Annotated in this window: 17 protein-coding genes; 2 read left to right on the top strand and 15 right to left on the bottom strand. The window is 67.1% G+C overall.

Annotated elements, in window-relative coordinates; all coding sequences use genetic code 11:
• The first annotated feature begins 113 nt into the window (after nucleotides 1-113).
• Nucleotides 114-650 carry a shikimate kinase gene (locus tag AQY21_RS00795; protein WP_058096004.1) on the top strand — a complete coding sequence of 179 codons (537 nt, stop codon included), beginning with the start codon at nucleotides 114-116 and terminating at the stop codon, nucleotides 648-650.
• A complete protein-coding gene (gene aroB, locus AQY21_RS00790) occupies nucleotides 647-1,750 on the top strand; it encodes a 3-dehydroquinate synthase (RefSeq protein ID WP_058096003.1) in 1,104 nt (367 codons plus the stop codon). Before AQY21_RS00795 ends, aroB begins: the two co-directional genes overlap by 4 nt.
• On the opposite strand, the gene mnhG is transcribed toward aroB, so the two are convergent.
• The 15 genes from mnhG to gmd all read right to left on the bottom strand — a co-directional run bounded on the left by mnhG (nucleotide 1,747) and on the right by gmd (nucleotide 17,246).
• Nucleotides 1,747-2,145 (bottom strand): monovalent cation/H(+) antiporter subunit G, encoded by a 399-nt coding sequence (gene mnhG, locus AQY21_RS00785; RefSeq protein ID WP_058096002.1) that lies wholly within the window; start codon nucleotides 2,143-2,145, stop codon nucleotides 1,747-1,749. The genes aroB and mnhG overlap by 4 nt on opposite strands.
• Nucleotides 2,142-2,423 (bottom strand): K+/H+ antiporter subunit F, encoded by a 282-nt coding sequence (locus tag AQY21_RS00780; protein WP_058096001.1) that lies wholly within the window; start codon nucleotides 2,421-2,423, stop codon nucleotides 2,142-2,144. Before AQY21_RS00780 ends, mnhG begins: the two co-directional genes overlap by 4 nt.
• Nucleotides 2,420-2,908 (bottom strand): Na+/H+ antiporter subunit E, encoded by a 489-nt coding sequence (locus AQY21_RS00775; protein ID WP_058096000.1) that lies wholly within the window; start codon nucleotides 2,906-2,908, stop codon nucleotides 2,420-2,422. Before AQY21_RS00775 ends, AQY21_RS00780 begins: the two co-directional genes overlap by 4 nt.
• Entirely contained in the window at nucleotides 2,905-4,629 is a 1,725-nt protein-coding gene (locus AQY21_RS00770) for a monovalent cation/H+ antiporter subunit D (protein WP_058096034.1), read from the bottom strand. Before AQY21_RS00770 ends, AQY21_RS00775 begins: the two co-directional genes overlap by 4 nt.
• Nucleotides 4,629-4,973, bottom strand: coding sequence for a Na+/H+ antiporter subunit C (locus AQY21_RS00765; protein ID WP_058095999.1), 345 nt, complete (start codon nucleotides 4,971-4,973; stop codon nucleotides 4,629-4,631). Before AQY21_RS00765 ends, AQY21_RS00770 begins: the two co-directional genes overlap by 1 nt.
• Nucleotides 4,973-7,852 carry a monovalent cation/H+ antiporter subunit A gene (locus AQY21_RS00760; RefSeq protein WP_058095998.1) on the bottom strand — a complete coding sequence of 960 codons (2,880 nt, stop codon included), beginning with the start codon at nucleotides 7,850-7,852 and terminating at the stop codon, nucleotides 4,973-4,975. Before AQY21_RS00760 ends, AQY21_RS00765 begins: the two co-directional genes overlap by 1 nt.
• Nucleotides 7,853-7,997: 145 nt before the next feature.
• On the bottom strand, nucleotides 7,998-9,224 hold the full coding sequence (locus AQY21_RS00755; protein WP_238986658.1) for a type III PLP-dependent enzyme: 1,227 nt from the start codon (nucleotides 9,222-9,224) through the stop codon (nucleotides 7,998-8,000).
• Nucleotides 9,217-9,453, bottom strand: a complete 237-nt coding sequence (locus AQY21_RS00750; protein ID WP_058095996.1) for an acyl carrier protein — start codon at nucleotides 9,451-9,453, stop codon at nucleotides 9,217-9,219. The genes AQY21_RS00755 and AQY21_RS00750 overlap by 8 nt, the downstream gene beginning before the upstream one ends.
• 19 nt (nucleotides 9,454-9,472) lie before the next feature.
• A complete protein-coding gene (locus AQY21_RS00745) occupies nucleotides 9,473-11,044 on the bottom strand; it encodes an AMP-binding protein (protein ID WP_058095995.1) in 1,572 nt (523 codons plus the stop codon).
• Complete coding sequence (locus AQY21_RS00740) at nucleotides 11,037-11,573, bottom strand: serine O-acetyltransferase (protein ID WP_238986657.1); 537 nt, start codon at nucleotides 11,571-11,573, stop codon at nucleotides 11,037-11,039. The genes AQY21_RS00745 and AQY21_RS00740 overlap by 8 nt, the downstream gene beginning before the upstream one ends.
• Before the next feature lie 100 nt (nucleotides 11,574-11,673).
• Nucleotides 11,674-12,669, bottom strand: coding sequence for a glycosyltransferase family 61 protein (locus tag AQY21_RS00735; protein WP_238986656.1), 996 nt, complete (start codon nucleotides 12,667-12,669; stop codon nucleotides 11,674-11,676).
• A gap of 121 nt (nucleotides 12,670-12,790) precedes the next feature.
• A complete protein-coding gene (locus AQY21_RS00730) occupies nucleotides 12,791-13,966 on the bottom strand; it encodes an SGNH/GDSL hydrolase family protein (protein WP_058095992.1) in 1,176 nt (391 codons plus the stop codon).
• 65 nt (nucleotides 13,967-14,031) lie between these two features.
• Nucleotides 14,032-15,201 carry a DegT/DnrJ/EryC1/StrS aminotransferase family protein gene (locus AQY21_RS00725; RefSeq protein WP_058095991.1) on the bottom strand — a complete coding sequence of 390 codons (1,170 nt, stop codon included), beginning with the start codon at nucleotides 15,199-15,201 and terminating at the stop codon, nucleotides 14,032-14,034.
• Entirely contained in the window at nucleotides 15,198-16,121 is a 924-nt protein-coding gene (locus tag AQY21_RS00720) for a GDP-L-fucose synthase (RefSeq protein ID WP_058095990.1), read from the bottom strand. Before AQY21_RS00720 ends, AQY21_RS00725 begins: the two co-directional genes overlap by 4 nt.
• Nucleotides 16,122-17,246 carry a GDP-mannose 4,6-dehydratase gene (gene gmd / locus AQY21_RS00715; protein WP_058095989.1) on the bottom strand — a complete coding sequence of 375 codons (1,125 nt, stop codon included), beginning with the start codon at nucleotides 17,244-17,246 and terminating at the stop codon, nucleotides 16,122-16,124.
• Nucleotides 17,247-17,352 lie beyond the last annotated feature (106 nt).

Below are 17,352 nucleotides of genomic sequence, written 5' to 3'. Positions count from 1 at the left end.
TCGATATGCATGCAATGCCGGTCTGTCGCCGGCTGGTGCGAAATATATATGGCATTTCCCGAAAGATCACGCCATCAGTCTCTCCGGTTGCAAGAGGCGGGATCCGGGTGGTGATGCGGCGTAACATCGTGCTGATCGGGATGATGGGGGCGGGTAAGACCGCGATCGGGGGCGAACTCGCACGCCGGTTGCGCAGGCCGTTCTCGGATACCGATGCCGAGATCGAGCGCGCCGCCGCGATGACCATCCCGGAAATCTTTGCCCGCGACGGCGAGGAATTCTTTCGCGCCCGCGAATCGGAGGTGCTGAATCGGGTGCTGGCCTCGGGGCGGGGCATCGTCTCGACCGGCGGCGGCGCCTGGCTGCGTCCCGAGAACCGCGCCCGCATCGGCGAGGAGGGCGTCTCGGTCTGGCTGGACTGCGATCTGGAGACGCTCTGGCACCGCGTCCGACACCGCCCGACGCGGCCGCTGCTCCAGACCCCCGACCCGCGGGGCACGCTGGAGCGGCTGCTGGCCGAGCGCAGCCCGGTCTATGCGCTGGCCGATATCCGCGTGCCGGCGCAGCGCGGCGACAGCATCGAACAGACGGCGGATCGCGTGCTGGACGCGATCCGCACGCATGATCCGGCGATCCTGGAGGGCAAATGAGCATCGACACCGTTCACGTTGATCTGGGCGCGCGTTCCTATGACGTGCGCATCGGCCAGGGCCTGCTGGCGCGGGCGGGCGAGGAGATCGTCGCGCTGGCCGGCCGGCGCCGCGTCGCCATCCTGACCGACGAGACGGTGGCGGCGCTGCACCTGCCGGCGCTGCGCGAGGCGCTGGCCCGGCAGGGGATCGAGGCGCCGGCGCTGGCCTTGCCCGCGGGCGAGGCGACGAAATGCTGGGCCGAGCTGGGCCGCGCCGTGGAATGGCTGCTGGCGCAGAGGATCGAGCGCAAGGACCTGGTGATCGCGCTTGGCGGCGGGGTGATCGGCGACCTGGCGGGTTTTGCCGCCGCGATCCTGCGCCGCGGCGTGCGCTTCGTGCAGATCCCCACCACGCTGCTGGCGCAGGTGGACAGCTCGGTCGGCGGCAAGACCGGCATCAACAGCCCGCAGGGCAAGAACCTGATCGGTGCCTTTCACCAGCCGGCGCTGGTGCTGGCCGATATCGACGTGCTGACCACGTTGGGGCCGCGCGATTTCCGCGCCGGCTATGGCGAAGTGGCGAAATACGGGCTGCTGGGCGACGAGAGCTTCTTCGAATGGCTCGAGGCCAATGCCACGGCGCTGGCGAAGGATCCGGCGCTGCGCCAGCGCGCCGTGCGCCATTCGGTCGAGATGAAGGCCGGCATCGTGCAGCGCGACGAGACCGAGCAGGGCGAGCGCGCGCTTCTGAACCTGGGCCATACCTTCGGCCATGCGCTGGAATCGGCCACCGGCTATTCCGACCGGCTGCTGCATGGCGAAGGCGTGGCCATCGGTTGCGCCCTGGCTTTCGAGCTGTCCGCGCGGATGGGCCTGTGCAGCCAGGAGGCGCCGTCGCGGGTGGCGGCGCATTTCGCCGCCATGGGCATGCCGGCGCGCATCCGCGACATCCCGGGCGATCTGCCGGATGACGAGGCGCTGATCGAGCTGATGGCTCAGGACAAGAAGGTGCAGGACGGCAAGCTGCGCTTCGTGCTGGCGCATGGCATCGGCCGGGCTTTCGTCACCGATGCGGTCGATTCCGCCCTGCTGCGGCAGGTGCTGGCGGAATCGCGCTAGGGCTGCGGATCCTCGGTTTCCGCTTCGGTGGGCGGTTCCGCGCGGTTGCGGGGCGGCACTACCTCGTCATGGCCCAGCTTGCGGTCGCGGTCGCGGCGCAGCGCCGCCCGGCCCAGCATCAGCAGCGTGATCGGCGTGGTGATCATGATGAAGATGCCGATCATCAGCTCATGCACCACCGGCCGCTTCTCGCTCAGCGAAAACAGCAGCATCGAGGCCAGGATGATGAGCAGCGTGCCGTAGCTGTAGCCCAGGGTCGGCGCGTGCAGGCGCTGGTAGAAGCTTTTCAGCCGCACCAGCCCGACCCCGCCCAGCAGGGTCAGCGTGGCCCCGATCGCCACGAACAGCGCGACGATGATCGCGGCCCAGGGCGGCAGTTGCTCCAGATGCGTCATTCGATCACCTCGCCGCGCATCAGGAACTTGGCCGCGCAGACCGTGGTGACGAAGCCCAGCACGGCGATGACCAGCGCGCCCTCGAAGAAGAAGACATTGCCGTTGCCCATGCCGATGACCAGAAACAGCAGCATGGCGTTGATATACATGGTGTCCAGCCCCAGTACCCGATCCTGCGCGCGCGGACCCCGCAGCATGCGCCAGCAGGCCAGCGCCAGCGCCAGGATCAGGGCGATCTGGGCATAGCCCAGGGCGAAACGCAGGATATCGGCCGTCATTCGAATATCTCCATGAGCAGCGTCTCATAGCGGTCGCGGATCAGGCTCTGCCAGTCGTCATCGCTGCGCAGGTCGAGGACATGCAGCAGAAGCCGGCTCTCCTCCTGGTCGAACTCGATCCAGGCGGTGCCGGGCGTGCCGGTCAGGATGATCGCCAGAACCGCGATGGCATTGGGATCGCGCATGCGCAGGGTCAGTTCGACGAAACCCGAATGGTATTTCGGATGGTCGGGCCCCAGGACAAGCACCCGCGCCACCGTGATATTCGAGCGCAGGATGTCCACCGCCACGATCGCCATCAGCTTCGGAATCGCCAGCCAGCGCCGGAACACCGGCTTCGGCGGGTGCAGGTGCTCGACCGACCAGCCCGCCCCCAGCGCGATCAGCGTGCCGAGCAGCAGATGGCCCAGGGTAAAGGCGGTCAGAAACAGCCACATCACCACCAGCGCAGCCGAAAGCAAGGGATGGGGGACAAGCCGGCTCATTCTTGCGCCTCCGGTTCCTGCCCGTTCTCGGGCTGGGGATCGGGGGCAAAGCTTTGCACGGGCGCGGCGCGCACATCCTGCGCCTCGGCCAGCACCGCCCTGCGATAGACGCCGGGCTCCAGCAGCGCGCTGGCCGTGGCGTTGGTATAGCCGAGCAGCGCGTCCGAGCGCACGGTCTGCAAGCCGATCATGCCCAGCAGCATGACCACCGGCACCACCTCGAGCGCCAGGATGCGCGGCGTCGGGCCTTCCTCGGCCCAGAAGCGGCGGATGCCGAAGCGCATCAGCGAGATCAGCGCCCCCAGGCCCGACAGGATCAGCATGGCGGCATAGGCCCAGAGGATCACCGGCAGATGGCCCGAGGTGGGCAGGTTATCCTCGATCGCACCGCGCAGGATGGCCAGCTTGCCGATGAAGCCCGGCATCGGCGGCAGGCCGGCGATCATCGCCGCGACCAGCCCGAAGCAGATCGACATGGTCAGCCAGCTCACGGTGCGCTGGCTGGCCGGGGCGCTGGTGTCCTCGACCGTGCCGAGGCCCATCGGCGTCCAGCGTTCCGAGAGCGGGTCGAAGCCGTCATCCTCGACCGGGACGTCGTCGTCGCCCAGGTCGTTGCGGGTGACCGGCTCGGCGATCAGGAAGAAGGCCGAGATGGCGGCGGTCGAGCCCACCATGTAGTAAAGCGCCCCGCCCAGCATCGAGCTGCCGCCGCCGGCCTGGGCGAAGCCGATCGAGGCCAGGACCGTGCCCGAGGAGATGATCGCCAGATAGCCGCCCTTGCGCGCCAGTTCCGGCGTGCCGAGGATGCCGATCATGCCGAATGCCATGGTCAGCACGCCGCCGATCATCAGCACCGGGGCGCCGAACCCTGCCGAGGCGCCGGCATCCGGTCCCAGCACCAGAAGCGACAGCCGCAGGATGACATAGATGCCGACCTTGGTCATGATCGCCATGATCGCGGCGGCCGGCGGCGAGGCGGTGCCATAGGTCGGCGGCAGCCAGAAGCACAGCGGCCAGGCCGCCGCCTTGATCAGGAAGGCCAGGCCCAGGAAGGTGGCGGCGGCATGGAACAGCAGCCGCTCGGCATCGTCGAGCCAGTGCAGGGCCCGGGCGATATCGGCCATGTTCAGCGTGCCGGTGGTGCCATAGACCAGCGCCACCCCGATCAGGAAGAACAGCGAGGCCGCTAGGTTCACCGCCAGGTAATGCAGCCCGGCCTTGATCCGCTCGGGGCCCGAGCCATGCAGCATCAGCCCGTAGGAGGCCGCCAGCATCACCTCGAAAAAGACAAAGAGATTGAACAGGTCGCCGGTCAGGAACGAGCCGTTGACCCCGGCCAGCAGGAACTGGAACATGCTGTGGTAATGCTGGCCCTTGCCGTGCCAGCCGGCCGCCGCATAGATCAGCGAGGGCGCGGCCAGCAGGGCGGTCAGCATCACCATCATCGCTGAAAGCCGGTCCAGCACCAGCACGATGCCGATCGGCACCGGCCAGTCGCCCAGCCGGTAGAGGCCGACCACGGTGCCGCCCTGCTCGGTCGCGGATTTCACGTCCGACATCAGCTCGACCGAGGCCAGGAAGGTCAGCCCGACCGCCACCAGCCCCATGATCAGTTTGATCTGCCGGTTGCGGTCGTTGTAGAACAGCATGATCGCCCCCGCCACCAGCGGGATCAGGATCGGCGCGATCATCAGATGGTCGGGCATGGTGCCGTCGTTCATCATGAATGACGCTCCTTGCCATCGACATGGTCGGTGCCCGTGGCGCCGCGTGCGGCGATCATCAGGACGAGGAACAGCGCCGTGGTGGCAAAGCTGATGACGATGGCGGTCAGCACCAGCGCCTGCGGCAGCGGGTCGGCATAGGCGGTCGGATCGACGAAGCCGCCCTTGGGCATGATCGGCGCCGCGCCGACGTAAAGCCGGCCCATGGCAAAGATGAACAGGTTCACGCCATAGGCCAGCAGGCACAGGCCGATGATGACCTGATAGGAGCGCGGGCGCAGCAGCAGCCAGACGCCGGAGCCGACCAGGATGCCGATGGCAAGGGCCAGGATCAGTTCCATCAGCTTGTCTCCTCGCTGGTTTCGACCGCGCGGGCGCGCGGGGCGACGCGCAGCGACTGGTGGGCGATGGCGATCAGCATCAGCACGATGGCGCCCAGCACCAGCGAGAACACGCCGAAATCGAACAGCATCGCGGTCGAGAAGGGCACCTTGCCGATGACGGGAATGTCCAGATATTGCGCATGCGCGCTGAGGAAGGGATAGCCGAAGATCCAGGACCCGGCCCCGACCGCCGCCGAGATGGTCAGGCCCGAGGCCATCCAGCGCACCGGCAGCACGATGATCCGCGCCTCGACCCAGCGCACATTGGCGGCGACATATTGCAGCAGCAGGCCGACGGCCAGGGTGACGCCGGCGGCAAAGCCGCCGCCCGGCAGGTCATGGCCGCGGAAGAACAGATAGGCCGACAGCGCGATGATCGGCGCGAACATCCATTGCATCAGCACCGAAGGCACGAAGAGATAGGCTTCCAGCGCCTGTTCCTCGGCGTCGAGCTGCGGGCGCGGTCGCTCGACGCTTTCCGGCGCCGGGCGGAAGCGGCGCAAGAGCGCATAGACCGTCAGCCCGACGATGGCCAGGACGGTGATCTCGCCGAAGGTGTCGAAGGCGCGGAAATCGACCAGGATCACGTTGACGACATTGGTTCCGCCGCCCTCGACATAGGCGTTGCGCAGGAACCAGTCGCCGACCGAAGCGCCGGGCGCGGTCAGCAGCACCGCCAGCGCCAGCGCGGTCATGCCCGAGCCGCAGGCCAGGGCGATCAGCAGGTCGCGGCTGCGGCGCGAACGGGCGACCAGATTGTTGTCGCCGGGAATCTCCTCGTCGCGCTTGGGCAGCCAGCGCAGGCCCAGCAGCAGCAGGGCGGTGGTGGCGATCTCGACCAGAAGCTGGGTCACGGCCAGGTCGGGGGCCGACAGCCAGACGAAGGTCGCGCAGGTCACCAGCCCGGCGCCGCCCATCAGCACCAGCGCCGCGAAACGGTGATACTTGGCCTGCCAAGCGGCGCCGATGGCGCAGGTGCCGCCGACCAGCCACAGCAGGGCAAAGACCAGCTCGCTGGCGCCCAGCTCGGGCATCGGCACGTTCCAGTCCAGCGTGCGCAGCACGAACCAGGCCCCGGCCAGCGACAACAGCACCATGGCGCGCAACTGCGACTGAAGCCCGTGCGCCGACAGCACCCGCAGCGCAAAGCGCGGCAGCTTGACGGTGAGGAGCTGCAACAGCCAGTCGAAGCCGCGCGCGAAATCCAGCCGGCGCATCAGGCGGGTGCCATCCTCGCCCGAATCGATCAGCCGGCGCGGCAGCAGATAGATCAGCGTACCCAGCGACATGGCGATCAGGCTCATGATCAGCGGCGGGCTGACGCCGTGCCAGATCTTCAGGCTGAAATGCGGCAGCTCGGGACCGACCACCGCCATGCTGGCGGTTTGCAGCCAGGTGCCCAGAACCTGCTGCGGGAACATGCCGACCGCCAGGCAGATCGCCACCAGGATCGCCACGGGCAGGCGCATGAGCAGCGGCGGCTCGTGCGGTTCCTGCGGCAGGTCGGTGGCGGGCGGGCCGAAGAACACCGTGACGATGAAGCGCAGCGAATAGGCGGCGCTGAACGCCCCGGCCAGCACCGCGACATAAGGCGCGAAACTGTCGAGCGAGCCGCCGTTGTTCCAGACATAGGTCGCCTCGAAGAACATCTCCTTCGACAGGAACCCGTTGAGCAGCGGCACCCCGGCCATGGCGCCCGAGGCGATGATCGCCAGCGTCGCCGTGACCGGCATCACCCGCGCCAGGCCAGACAGGCGGCGCATGTCGCGGGTGCCCGTCTCGTGGTCGATGATGCCGGCAGCCATGAACAGCGAGGCCTTGAACACCGCGTGGTTGACGATGTGGAACACCGCCGCGATCAGCGCGAAGGGGCTGCCGATCCCGGCCAGCGCGGTGATGAGCCCCAGATGGCTGATGGTGGAATAGGCCAGCAGGCCCTTGAGGTCGTGGCGGAACAGCGCCACCACCGCCCCCAGCAGCAGCGTGGTCATGCCGATGCCGGTGACGATCTGGAACCAGGCATCCGTGCCCCCCAGTGCCGGGTGAAAGCGCAGCAGCACGAAGACCCCGGCCTTCACCATGGTCGCCGAATGCAGATAGGCCGAGACCGGTGTCGGCGCCGCCATGGCGTTGGGCAGCCAGAAATGGAACGGAAACTGCGCCGATTTGGTGAAGGCGCCCAGCACGAACAGGATCAGCACCACGGGATAAAGGCGGTGGCTGGTGATCTGCGGCCCGGCCTTGAGCACGGCGTCCAGCTCGTAGCTGCCGGCGATCTGGCCCAGGATGATCATCGCCACCATCAGGCACAGCCCGCCCGAGGCGGTCACGATCAGCGACATCCGCGCCCCGTCGCGCGCATCCTGCCGCTGGAACCAATAGCCGATCAGCAGGAACGACACGATGCTGGTCAGCTCCCAGAACACCACCAGCATGATGATGTTGCCCGACAGCAGCAGCCCCGACATGGCGCCGGCAAAGGCCAGCAGGCAGGAATAAAGCCGCGGCACCGGGTCGTCGGGCGACATGTAATAGCGCGCGTAGAGGATGACCAGGAAGCCGATCCCCACCACCAGCACCATGAACAGCCAGGAAAAGCCGTCGATGCGGAAGGTCAGGTCAAGCCCGATGGAACTGACCCATCGGAAGGTGCCGGTGATGTGCTGCCCCTCGGTCACGGCGGGGTAGAGCACGGCAAGGATCACCAGTGCGACGATCATCGTCAGCCCGGCCAGCCAGGCTTCGGCGTTGCGTGCCCCTATGGGAAGCGTGGCCGCCAGGGCGGCCGACACGAATGGCGTCAGAACAAGCAAGAGCAACAGGTTCTGTTCGACCATCGTGTTCCTTTTCCGGTTCGGGCTGTGCGCCGATAATAGACGCGCAGGCCTGGAAAACACAACCGACCCGGTCGAGAAAAACGACGCAAAAATCCAAGATCAGGAATATTTTATCACGCTGCCGTGCGAGGCGCGGAGCCGGGGCCTAGCGGTCCCGGATTCGCGTCACGTCCCGCATCTGCCCGCCGGTGACCAGCACCTCGGCCGGCAGGGGATGGCTGATGAAATGCAGCGGGCTGGCCGTGGGCCCATAGGCGCCGCAGGCATGGATGGCGATCAGGTCGCCTTCCTCCAGCCGCGGCAGGGCGACGCCGCCGCCCAGCTTGTCGATCGAGGTGCAGAGCGGGCCGGAAATATCCTGCTTCTCCTCGGGCCGCGCGCCGTTCTCGTCGCCGCCGACCCGGTGCATGACGTAATTGCGCCGCAGCACCATGCCGAAATTGCCCGAGGCCGCCAGGTTGCCGTTCAGCCCGCCGTCGCAGATGGCGATTCGGGTGCCGCGCGACTGCTTGACCGAGACCACGCGGGTCAGGAACCAGCCCGCCGGGCCGACCAGATAGCGGCCCAGTTCCAGCACCAGCCGGGTCGCGGGAAAATGCGCGGCGAAGGCGTCGAGTTCGGGGCCGATCTCGGCCGCGATGGCGGCGAGGTCCAGCGCGCTGTCGCCGGGGTGGTAGGGGATGCCCAGCCCGGCGCCGAAGATCAGCTTCTCGGGGTTCAGGTCCAGCGCCGCGCAGGTTTCGGAAAACACCTGCATGAAGATGCGCCAGTTCTCGCAGATCGCCTCGGGCTTGAGGCATTGCGTGCCGGAGTAAATGTGCAGCCCGATGATGCGCAGGTTCGGCAGGGCGGCGATCTGCGGCAGGATCTCGGCCGCGTCCTCGACATCGATGCCGAAGGGGCTGGGCCGGCCGGCCATCTGGTCGCCGAAACCCTTGGGCACCCGTGCCGGCGCGATGCGAATCAGCACCGGCTGGACCCGGCCCAGTTCGCTGGCGACGGCATCGGCCAGCCGCGCCTCGCGCAGGCTTTCCAGCACCAATTCGCCCAGGCCGGCGGCGATGGCGGGGCGCAGCTCGGCATCGCGCTTGGCCGGGCCGGTGAAGCTGACCTTCGCCGCATCCCAGCCCGCCTCCTGGCTCAGCGCGAATTCGCCGCCCGAGGAGATGTCGAGATAATCCAGCCGGCCCCGCATCCAGTCCAGCAGGTCCGGGTTCGGGTTGCTCTTGACCGCGAAGCTGACGGCGAACCAGTGCCCCAGATGCGCGCGCAGATGCGCGAGCCGGGCCTCGATCTCGTCGGTAGCATAGACATAGGCCGGGGTGCCGAAGCGCGCGGCGGCCTCGGCCAGTTGCCGGTCCAGGTCAGTCAAGGGACTGCACATAGGCGAGGATCGCGTCCACGCTGTCGAAATTGTCCAGCGTCACGTCCCCCGGCTGCACCCGTATTCCCGCATGCTGTTCGACGAAGGAGATCAGCCCGACCATCGCCACCGAATCCAGCATTCCGGTCGAGAAAAGCTCGGTATCGCCCTCCAGCGGCGTGTCGATGTTCAGCTCGCTGCGGATGTAGCGGATCAGCTCGTCCTTGCTCAGGCTCATGGATTCAATGCCTCTCTGGTCAGTTCTGCAATGCGGCCTTGGCGGCGGAAATGATGGCGGGGCGGTCCAGCTTGCCGCTGGCGGTCCGCGGCATTGCGCCTTGCCAGGAATGATAGTGCTGGGGACGCATGTAATGCGGCATCGCCCGGGCGCAATGCGTGGCCAGCGCAGTTTCGTCGGCCTGCGGCAGATAGGTCACGACCGCGTGAACCGCCTGGCCCAGATCGGCATCCTCGACCCCGAAGGCCACCACGTCGGTCACCAGCCCGCTTTGCGAGATCGCATCCTCGACCTCGGTCGGCGACAGGCGAAAGCCGAGCGTCTTGATCATCTCGTCCATGCGGCTGACGAACCACAGGTCGCCATCCTCGTCGACGCGCACCAGATCGCCCGACCAGACCACCGGCTCGTCGCCCAGCAGATGCGCCAGTTCGGGGCAGGGGCGGATCTTCTGTGCCGTCACCTCGGGCTTTTCCCAATAGCCCATGCTGACCAGCGGGCCGGCATGGACCAGCTCGCCCTGTTCGCCGGGACCGGCCACGCCCTCGCCATGCTTGACGGCGAAGACCTGCGCGTTCGGGATCTGCCGGCCGATCGAGCCCATCTTGGCCGCGAATTTCTCGGGCGGCAGATAGGTCGAGCGGAAGGCCTCGGTCAGCCCATACATCAGGTAGATGTCGACGCCCGGGAATACCTGCGGCAGCAGCTCCAGGATGTTCGGGGGGATCTTGCCGCCGGTATTGGTGATGCGCCGCAGCGCCGGCAGGTCGGTCGGACGGTCCACCAGCAGCCGCACGATCTGGTTCCACAGGGGCGGCACGCCGGCGATTCCCGTCACCGATTCGGCCTGGGCCATGCGGATGATCTCGGCCGGCATGGTCAGCGGCTGGTGCACCACCGTCCCGCCCGTCAGCAGCATGGTGGTCAGCTGGTTCAGCCCGGCGTCGAAACTGTAGGGCAGCACCGAAAGCAGCCGGTCGCTTTCGTCCAGCCCCAGATAGTCCGCGACCGAGATGGCGCCCACGCGGATGTTGCGGTGGCTGAGCATCACCCCCTTGGGCGCGCCGGTCGAGCCCGAGGTGTAGATGATCATCGCCAATCCGCGCGGGTCGGATTCGTCGGGCGCGGAAGCCTGGTCGGCGGCAAGCGCCCCCCAGGGGTCCGCGCCCTGGACAAGGCCCTCGGCCTTGCCCTGAACAAGATAGGCCGTGCCCTTTGGCAAGGCATGTTCGCCCACAAGCGCCTCCAGCGCGTTGCGGGGCAGGACCGCCGCGCGCGCCCGGCTGTCGCGGGCGACGTAGGCCAGCTGCGCAGGGGTCCAGCGGATGTTCACGTTGATGACCACGGCGCCCATCTTCCAGGCGCCGAACATGGCCGCGACCTCGTCTATGCCCTTGCGCAGATGCACGATCACCCGGTCACCGGGCCGGATGCCGCGCGAGACCAGCCAGTCGGCCACGCGCCCGGCCTCGGCCGCAAGCTCGGCATAGGTGACCGCGCGGCTCTGATCCACGGCGGCGATCTTGTCCGCACGGGCGGGCAGGTTGTCGGCCAGCAGGCGCCACATGCTGCGGTCGAAATCGTCACTCATGGGCGGGGGCTTTCTTCCTGGCGGCAAAGATCGGCAGGCTGGGATAGATCTTGGCGGGCGAGCCGATCACCACCGAATCCGGCGGCACATTGGTCGTCACCGCGGTATTGGCACCGATCCGCACCCGGTCGCCGATGGTGATCGGGCCCAGCACGCAGGAGTTGACGCCGATGAACACGTCGTCGCCGATCACCGGCGCGCCGGGCCCCATATTGGTGCCGATGGTGACATTGTGCATCACCCCGCAGCGGTCGCCGATCACCACGTCGGGATGGATCGACAGCGAGCCCTCGGCATGGATGATGTGGAAATCTTTTCCAAGCCGCACCTGCGGCGGAATCCAGACCTTGGTCACGTTCAGGATGAAGATCTTCATCAACGCATAGAGCTTGCTGGCCAGCCAGCGCAGCGGCGGATTCTTCAGCCCGATGGCCCAATGGCCGTAACGATAGACGGCCAACGAGACAAAGGCGGGTTCGGTCAGCGAACGGCCGTGTCTTACGTAGTCATCCCGGAGAGTTTCGAACATCACCATGCACTTGTTTAATTACTTCGGCGGGAAATAAAGGTCGCCCGCCCCCATATTCCGTTGTCTCGCGGCAAACTCAACCTGACTGTTAGGACGGGTTTTAGGGATTTTCGGCCGCGATCAGGTCCAGCGTGCGCCGGATCTGGTCCCATTCGACCCGGTAGCCGCCCGCGGTCCCGGCGCCGACGACCATGGCGTAACGCTGTTGCCAGCAATCCGTCAGCAGCTTGAGCGAGGTGGTCACCCGGTCCGCCGGCTGAAGCGTCAGCACCGTGCCGCCCGGCGCCATGGCGATGACGCCATGGGCGAGCTGGCTGCCCTCGACGCCCACCACCATCCGGGCCGCGCCGGCCGCCTCGGCCAGTTCGTCGGCATCGTGGCGGTCGATGTAAAGCGTGTGGAAACCGTATTCGGCCTCCAGCCGCTCGGCGATCTCGGCCTCGTTTTCCAGGATGCGGGCATCGCCGCTGGCGCCGCGGAAGATGAAGACGCCGGGCAGGGGCTTCGACGCGCGATCCTTGAGGATGCGGGTGCGATTCTCTTGCGCGCGGGCGCGGCGGTGGCTGTTGTTGTGCAGGTCGTCGAACAGGATCAGCTCGTCGAAATGCACCTCGCCGATGCGCCGGGGCGTCATGTCCAGCAATTGCTCGTAGCGCGCGATATGGCCGCCCCGCACCGGGGCGGAGGTGACGGGCGCGCCGGTCTCCTCGGCCAGCCGATAGGCGAGGCAGTCGTTCAAGAGCCAGTTGCCGAACCAACGATTGCCGATCCAGCTTTCGTAAAGCGTGCCCGACAGGCTTTCGCGCGGGCGACGATAGGTCAGGCCGGAATGCTTGCGCTGGCGCAGGTGGCGTTCGGCCCCGCGGGCATGCAGCACGCCATCGACGAAATCGACGTCGCGAAAGCGGTAGCCCATGGTCGGCGGCGTCTGTTCGGCCGGATTGCCCTGCATCTGCGCCAGGATGTCGTGCAGGTCGCCAAATTCGGTGCGCGCGATATGTTCGATCTGGTCGGGCAGCCAGATGCCCGGCGTGATCTCGACCACCTCGGCCGGGCAGATCTCCCAACGCTCGACGGCGGTGTCGAAGAAATCCACATAACCCAGACCGAAAGGACGACGCAGGCGGTTATGAATCGGTCTGAGGGAATGCATGGCGGCTCGGCTAGGCGGGATCGGGTCGAGTGTGGGGTCGCACGGCGGCGGGTGCAAGGGCAGATCAGTCCGCTCCGCCGGAATCCGGGGCCTTCAGCGCCTCGATCAGGGTTTCCGCGATCATGGCATGGTCGCGGGCGGAAGGGTGCCAGAGGCAGGCATCGCGTTTCGGGTCGCCAAGAACGACCAGCCGGTTGGCGATGCCGCGGGCGGTCAGCATGTCCGAGGCGCTGCGATGCGCCTCGACCAGTTCGGGGCCATATTCGCCGAAGGCCAGCAGCACGATCAGGGCGGCGGGATTCTCCTGCCTGCGGGCGGCGGCGAAATCGGCCAGCGCCGGGCCGAAATCGTGGCGCAATTGGCTCTTTTCCGTCCAAGGCTCGCCCGGAGCCAGCTCGGAACCGAAGACGTTCGAGCCGAGCGCGATGACGACGACATCCGCCCGGCGTTGGGGCAGGGCGGCCACCGTCGCGTCCCCCGGCAGGGCGAGCGGATAGAGCCGCTCCATGGTGCGATCCGGCTCGGCACCGCCGTAATTGCGCAACAGCCCGATGCCCGAGCGGGCGATCATGCGGTAATCCGTCTCTAGGGCCGCCGCCACCTGCGGTCCGAAGCTGCGACTGGTATCGGTGGCGGCATAGATCTCCTCTCCGCTGCAATCGCGGCGCTCGGCGGTATTGGCGAAGCCCACCGTATCGGAATCGCCGATGAACTCGATCAGCCGCTCGGCCGGCTCGGGAGGCGGCAGCGCCTTGGCCGAAGCGTCAAGAAAGAACCCGCCGAACAGGGCCGGTCCCGGCGATTCGCTGATCTTTTCGGCGCGAATGGTGTATGCGCCGAAAGCCAGCCCCTCGATCCGCAGGTCCTGCCGCCCGGGGCGCGAGATCTCGACCGCCTTGCCATCCAGCGTGATCCGCCAGCGATTGACCGCATCGTCGAAGCGCAGGGTGATACCCGTCCCTTCGAACCGCGCCGAGGCATGGAACCCCGGCCATTCGTGGCGATAGCCTTCGCTCGAGGGATCGGCCGCAGCACGTCCCGTCACCTCGGCGGTCAGGGCGGTCAGGCCGGGCTGCGGCGCGACCAACCGCGCCTGAAAACCGGCGTCTTCCGCGAGGCTGACCTGCGGCACCGGCGTCACCGGACGCGGCGGACCGGGCCAGGCGAAGAAGGCGAGCGTCCCGGCCAGGGCGATGCCGACAAGCCCGATGCCGATCCGTTTCATCCGTCCCGCACTCATGACCACCCATCCGCCGACCGCATTCCCGATCCTGACCAAGCCGGGTCGGCAAGTCCAGCACCCGGTCAGGCGCGGAAACCGGCCAGAATCCCGATCGCGTCGCGGATGTCATAATGATGATTGCCGATGAAGAAACCGTTAAGGTCGATCTCCTCGGCATGGGTCATCGGCCCGCGCAGGCTGTGATCCATCAGCCGCAGCACAGGATTCTTGGTGAAATTGCCGCTGACGATGGGCCGGGTCTCGAATCCCAGCGTGTCGAGCCGCGCCAGCACCTCGCGCCGTGTCAGGCCCGTTTCCGGCCGCAGCACCAGGGAAAATCCGAACCAGCTGCTTTCGCCGGTCTCGCGCTGGATGCTGAACAGCGGGTGATCGGCCATCGCCTGCTGCCAGAGCGCGCCGTTCGCGCGCCGCCCATCGATCAGCCGCGGCAGTTTCGCCAGCTGCGCCCGCCCCAGCGCGCCCGACATCTCCAGCGGGCGCAGGTTATAGCCGGGCAGGACGAAGCGGAAGCTCTCCTCGAAGGGATCGTCGCTTTTCTCGCCGGTCACGCGGTTGAATTTCGGCAGGTTGCGCGTCCAGCCATGCGCCCGCAACGCCAGCAGGATGTGGTAGAGCTCCTCGTCATCGGTGACGATCAGCCCGCCCTCCATGGTCGAGATGTGATGCGAGAAGAAGGTGGAAAACGTCCCCATCACCCCGAATGTGCCGCATTCCCGGCCGCCGAAGGTCGCACCCATCGATTCGCAATTGTCCTCGATCAGCACGATGTTCCGCTCGCCGATGATGGCGCGGAGAGCGTCGAAATCGTTCGGATTGCCCAGCAGGTTCACCACCATGATGGCCCGGGTGCGCTCGGTGATCGCCCCGGCCAGCGCCGCAAGGTCGTAGTTGAGCGTCTCGCGGTCGATATCGACGAATTTCAGGTGCAGCCCGTATTGGTGCAGCGGAAAGAAGGTGGTGGACCAGGACACTGCCGGCACGATCACCTCGTCGCCCGGCATCAGCCGCAACGCCGGGTTTTGCGTATAACGCAGCGCCGCCACCATGGCGAGATTGGCCGAGGATCCGGAATTCACCATCACCGCATGGCGGCTGCCGGTGAAGCGGGCGAACTCTGCCTCGAAAGCCGCGACCTCCGGCCCCATGGAAAACCGGTCCGAGTCGATCACCCGTTGCAGGGCGGCCCGTTCCGCCTCGTCCCAACTCGAGGTCGCAAGGGGAAAGCGGCTCATGGCTGGTGCTCCAGATACCAGGCATAGGTGGCGGCGATGCCCTCGCGCAGTCCGGTTCGCGGCGCCCAGCCCCATTCCGCCTGCCGCGTCACGGACAGGAGCTTGCGCCGCATGCCCACCGGCTTGCCCAGGTCATGGATGAAACGGCCCTGCCAGCCGATCACCTCAGCCACGACATTATAATAATCGTTGATCGTGTGATCGACACCCGGCCCGACATTCATCACCGGCGGCAGGGCCGAGGGATCGGCCAGTGCCCGCAGGATCGCCTCGGCCAGGTCGCCGGCATACATGAACTCGCGCCGCGCCGAGCCGTCGCCCCAGATCTCGACGGTCTCATGGCCCTCGATCCGGGCGCGGTGGATCTTGTGGATGATCGCCGGCACCAGATGCGATTGCCGGGGGTCGAACTTGTCATGCGGACCGTAGAGGTTGCAGGGGATCAGCGTGTGCCATTGCAGGCTGCGATCCTCGCGGCAGGCATAGTCCACCAGCCGCATGGTCATGATCTTGGCCAGCGCGTAGCCCTCGTTGGTGGGCTCCAGCGCGCCGGTCAGGATCTGCTCCTCGGACAGGCCGCGGCCCAGGTCGCGCGGATAGACGCAGCTTGAGCTCAGGTTGAGCAGCATCCGGATACCGATCTCGCGGCAGGCGGTGAGCAGGTTCAGCCCGATCCGGGCGTTCTCGGCCAGGAACCGCACCGGCTCGGCCATGTTGGCCTGGATGCCGCCGACCACGCCCGCGGCATGGACCACCGCGTCGGGGCGATGCCGCGCCAGCCAGTCGCGCAGGGCGGCGGCGTCGCAAAGGTCCAGCTCGGCCCGCGCGGGCGCCAGCACCTCCCAGGCCTCGATGCCCGGATGGCTGCGCAGGGTCGAGCCGACCATGCCATGGCCGCCGGTGACGAACAGCCGTGCCATCTAGCGCTCCGCGGCCGAGACCGGCAGCCCCAGCCCGTGATGCTTCAGCAGCGCATGCTGCCGCGCGCTTCGCAGATCGGCAGCGACCATCTCGGCGATCATCTCGCGCAGCCCGGTCTCGGGCCGCCAGCCCAGCCGCTGATGCGCCTTGGCCGCATCGCCCAGCAGGCTCGCCACCTCGGCCGGGCGAAAATACTTCGGATCGACCCGCATCACCACATCGCCCGGCCTGACTGCCGGCGCCAGGTCGCCCGAGACCGAGGCGACCACCGCCACCTCGTCCACGCCCGAGCCGCGGAACTCCAGCGCCATGCCCAGCTCCTCGGCGGTCCAGATCAGGAACTGGCGCACGGAATGCTGCTCGCCGGTGGCGATGACGTAATCGTCGGGTTCGTCGCATTGCAGCATCAGCCATTGCATGCGCACATAGTCGCGGGCATGGCCCCAGTCGCGCAGCGCATCCAGATTGCCCATGTAAAGGCAGCTCTCGACGCCTTGCGCGACATTGGCCAGCCCGCGGGTGATCTTGCGGGTGACGAAGGTTTCGCCCCGGCGCGGGCTCTCGTGGTTGAACAGGATGCCGTTGCAGGCGAAAAGCCCGTAGGCCTCGCGATAGTTCACCGTGATCCAATAGGCATAGAGCTTGGCCACGGCATAGGGGCTGCGCGGATGGAAGGGCGTGCGCTCGTTTTGCGGCGTCTCGCGCACCAGTCCGTAAAGCTCGGATGTCGAGGCCTGGTAATAGCGCGTCACCCCTTCCAGCCCCAGAAACCGGATCGCCTCCAGAAGCCGCAGCGCGCCGAGCGCATCGACATCGGCAGTATATTCCGGTGCCTCGAAGCTGACCGCGACATGGGATTGCGCGCCAAGGTTGTAGACCTCGTCCGGCCGCACCTCGGCCATGATCCGGGTCAGGTTCGAGCTGTCGGTCAGGTCGCCGTAATGCAGGAAGAAGCGCGGCTCGGCCTCATGCGGGTCCTGGAAGATGTGATCGACGCGCTGGGTGTTGAAGGACGAGGCGCGGCGCTTGATGCCATGCACCTCATAGCCCTTTTCCAGCAGGAACTCGGCCAGATAGGAGCCGTCCTGCCCCGTCACCCCGGTGATCAGCGCCTTCCTTGCCACGATCGCACTCCCACTCGTTCACCTGCGGGGCAGGGAAGCCGCACAACCGCACCTTGTCAACGCCCAGGCGCCGCAACGGCGCCCCTACACTCGTCCTCCGGCCGCG

This window comes from Paracoccus sp. MKU1 (assembly GCF_001447385.1).
In the GTDB taxonomy this organism is placed as follows: Bacteria; Pseudomonadota; Alphaproteobacteria; order Rhodobacterales; family Rhodobacteraceae; genus Paracoccus.
The sequence above is the reverse complement of the archived record's forward strand: the minus strand, read 5'-3'. Positions and strand labels throughout refer to the sequence as shown.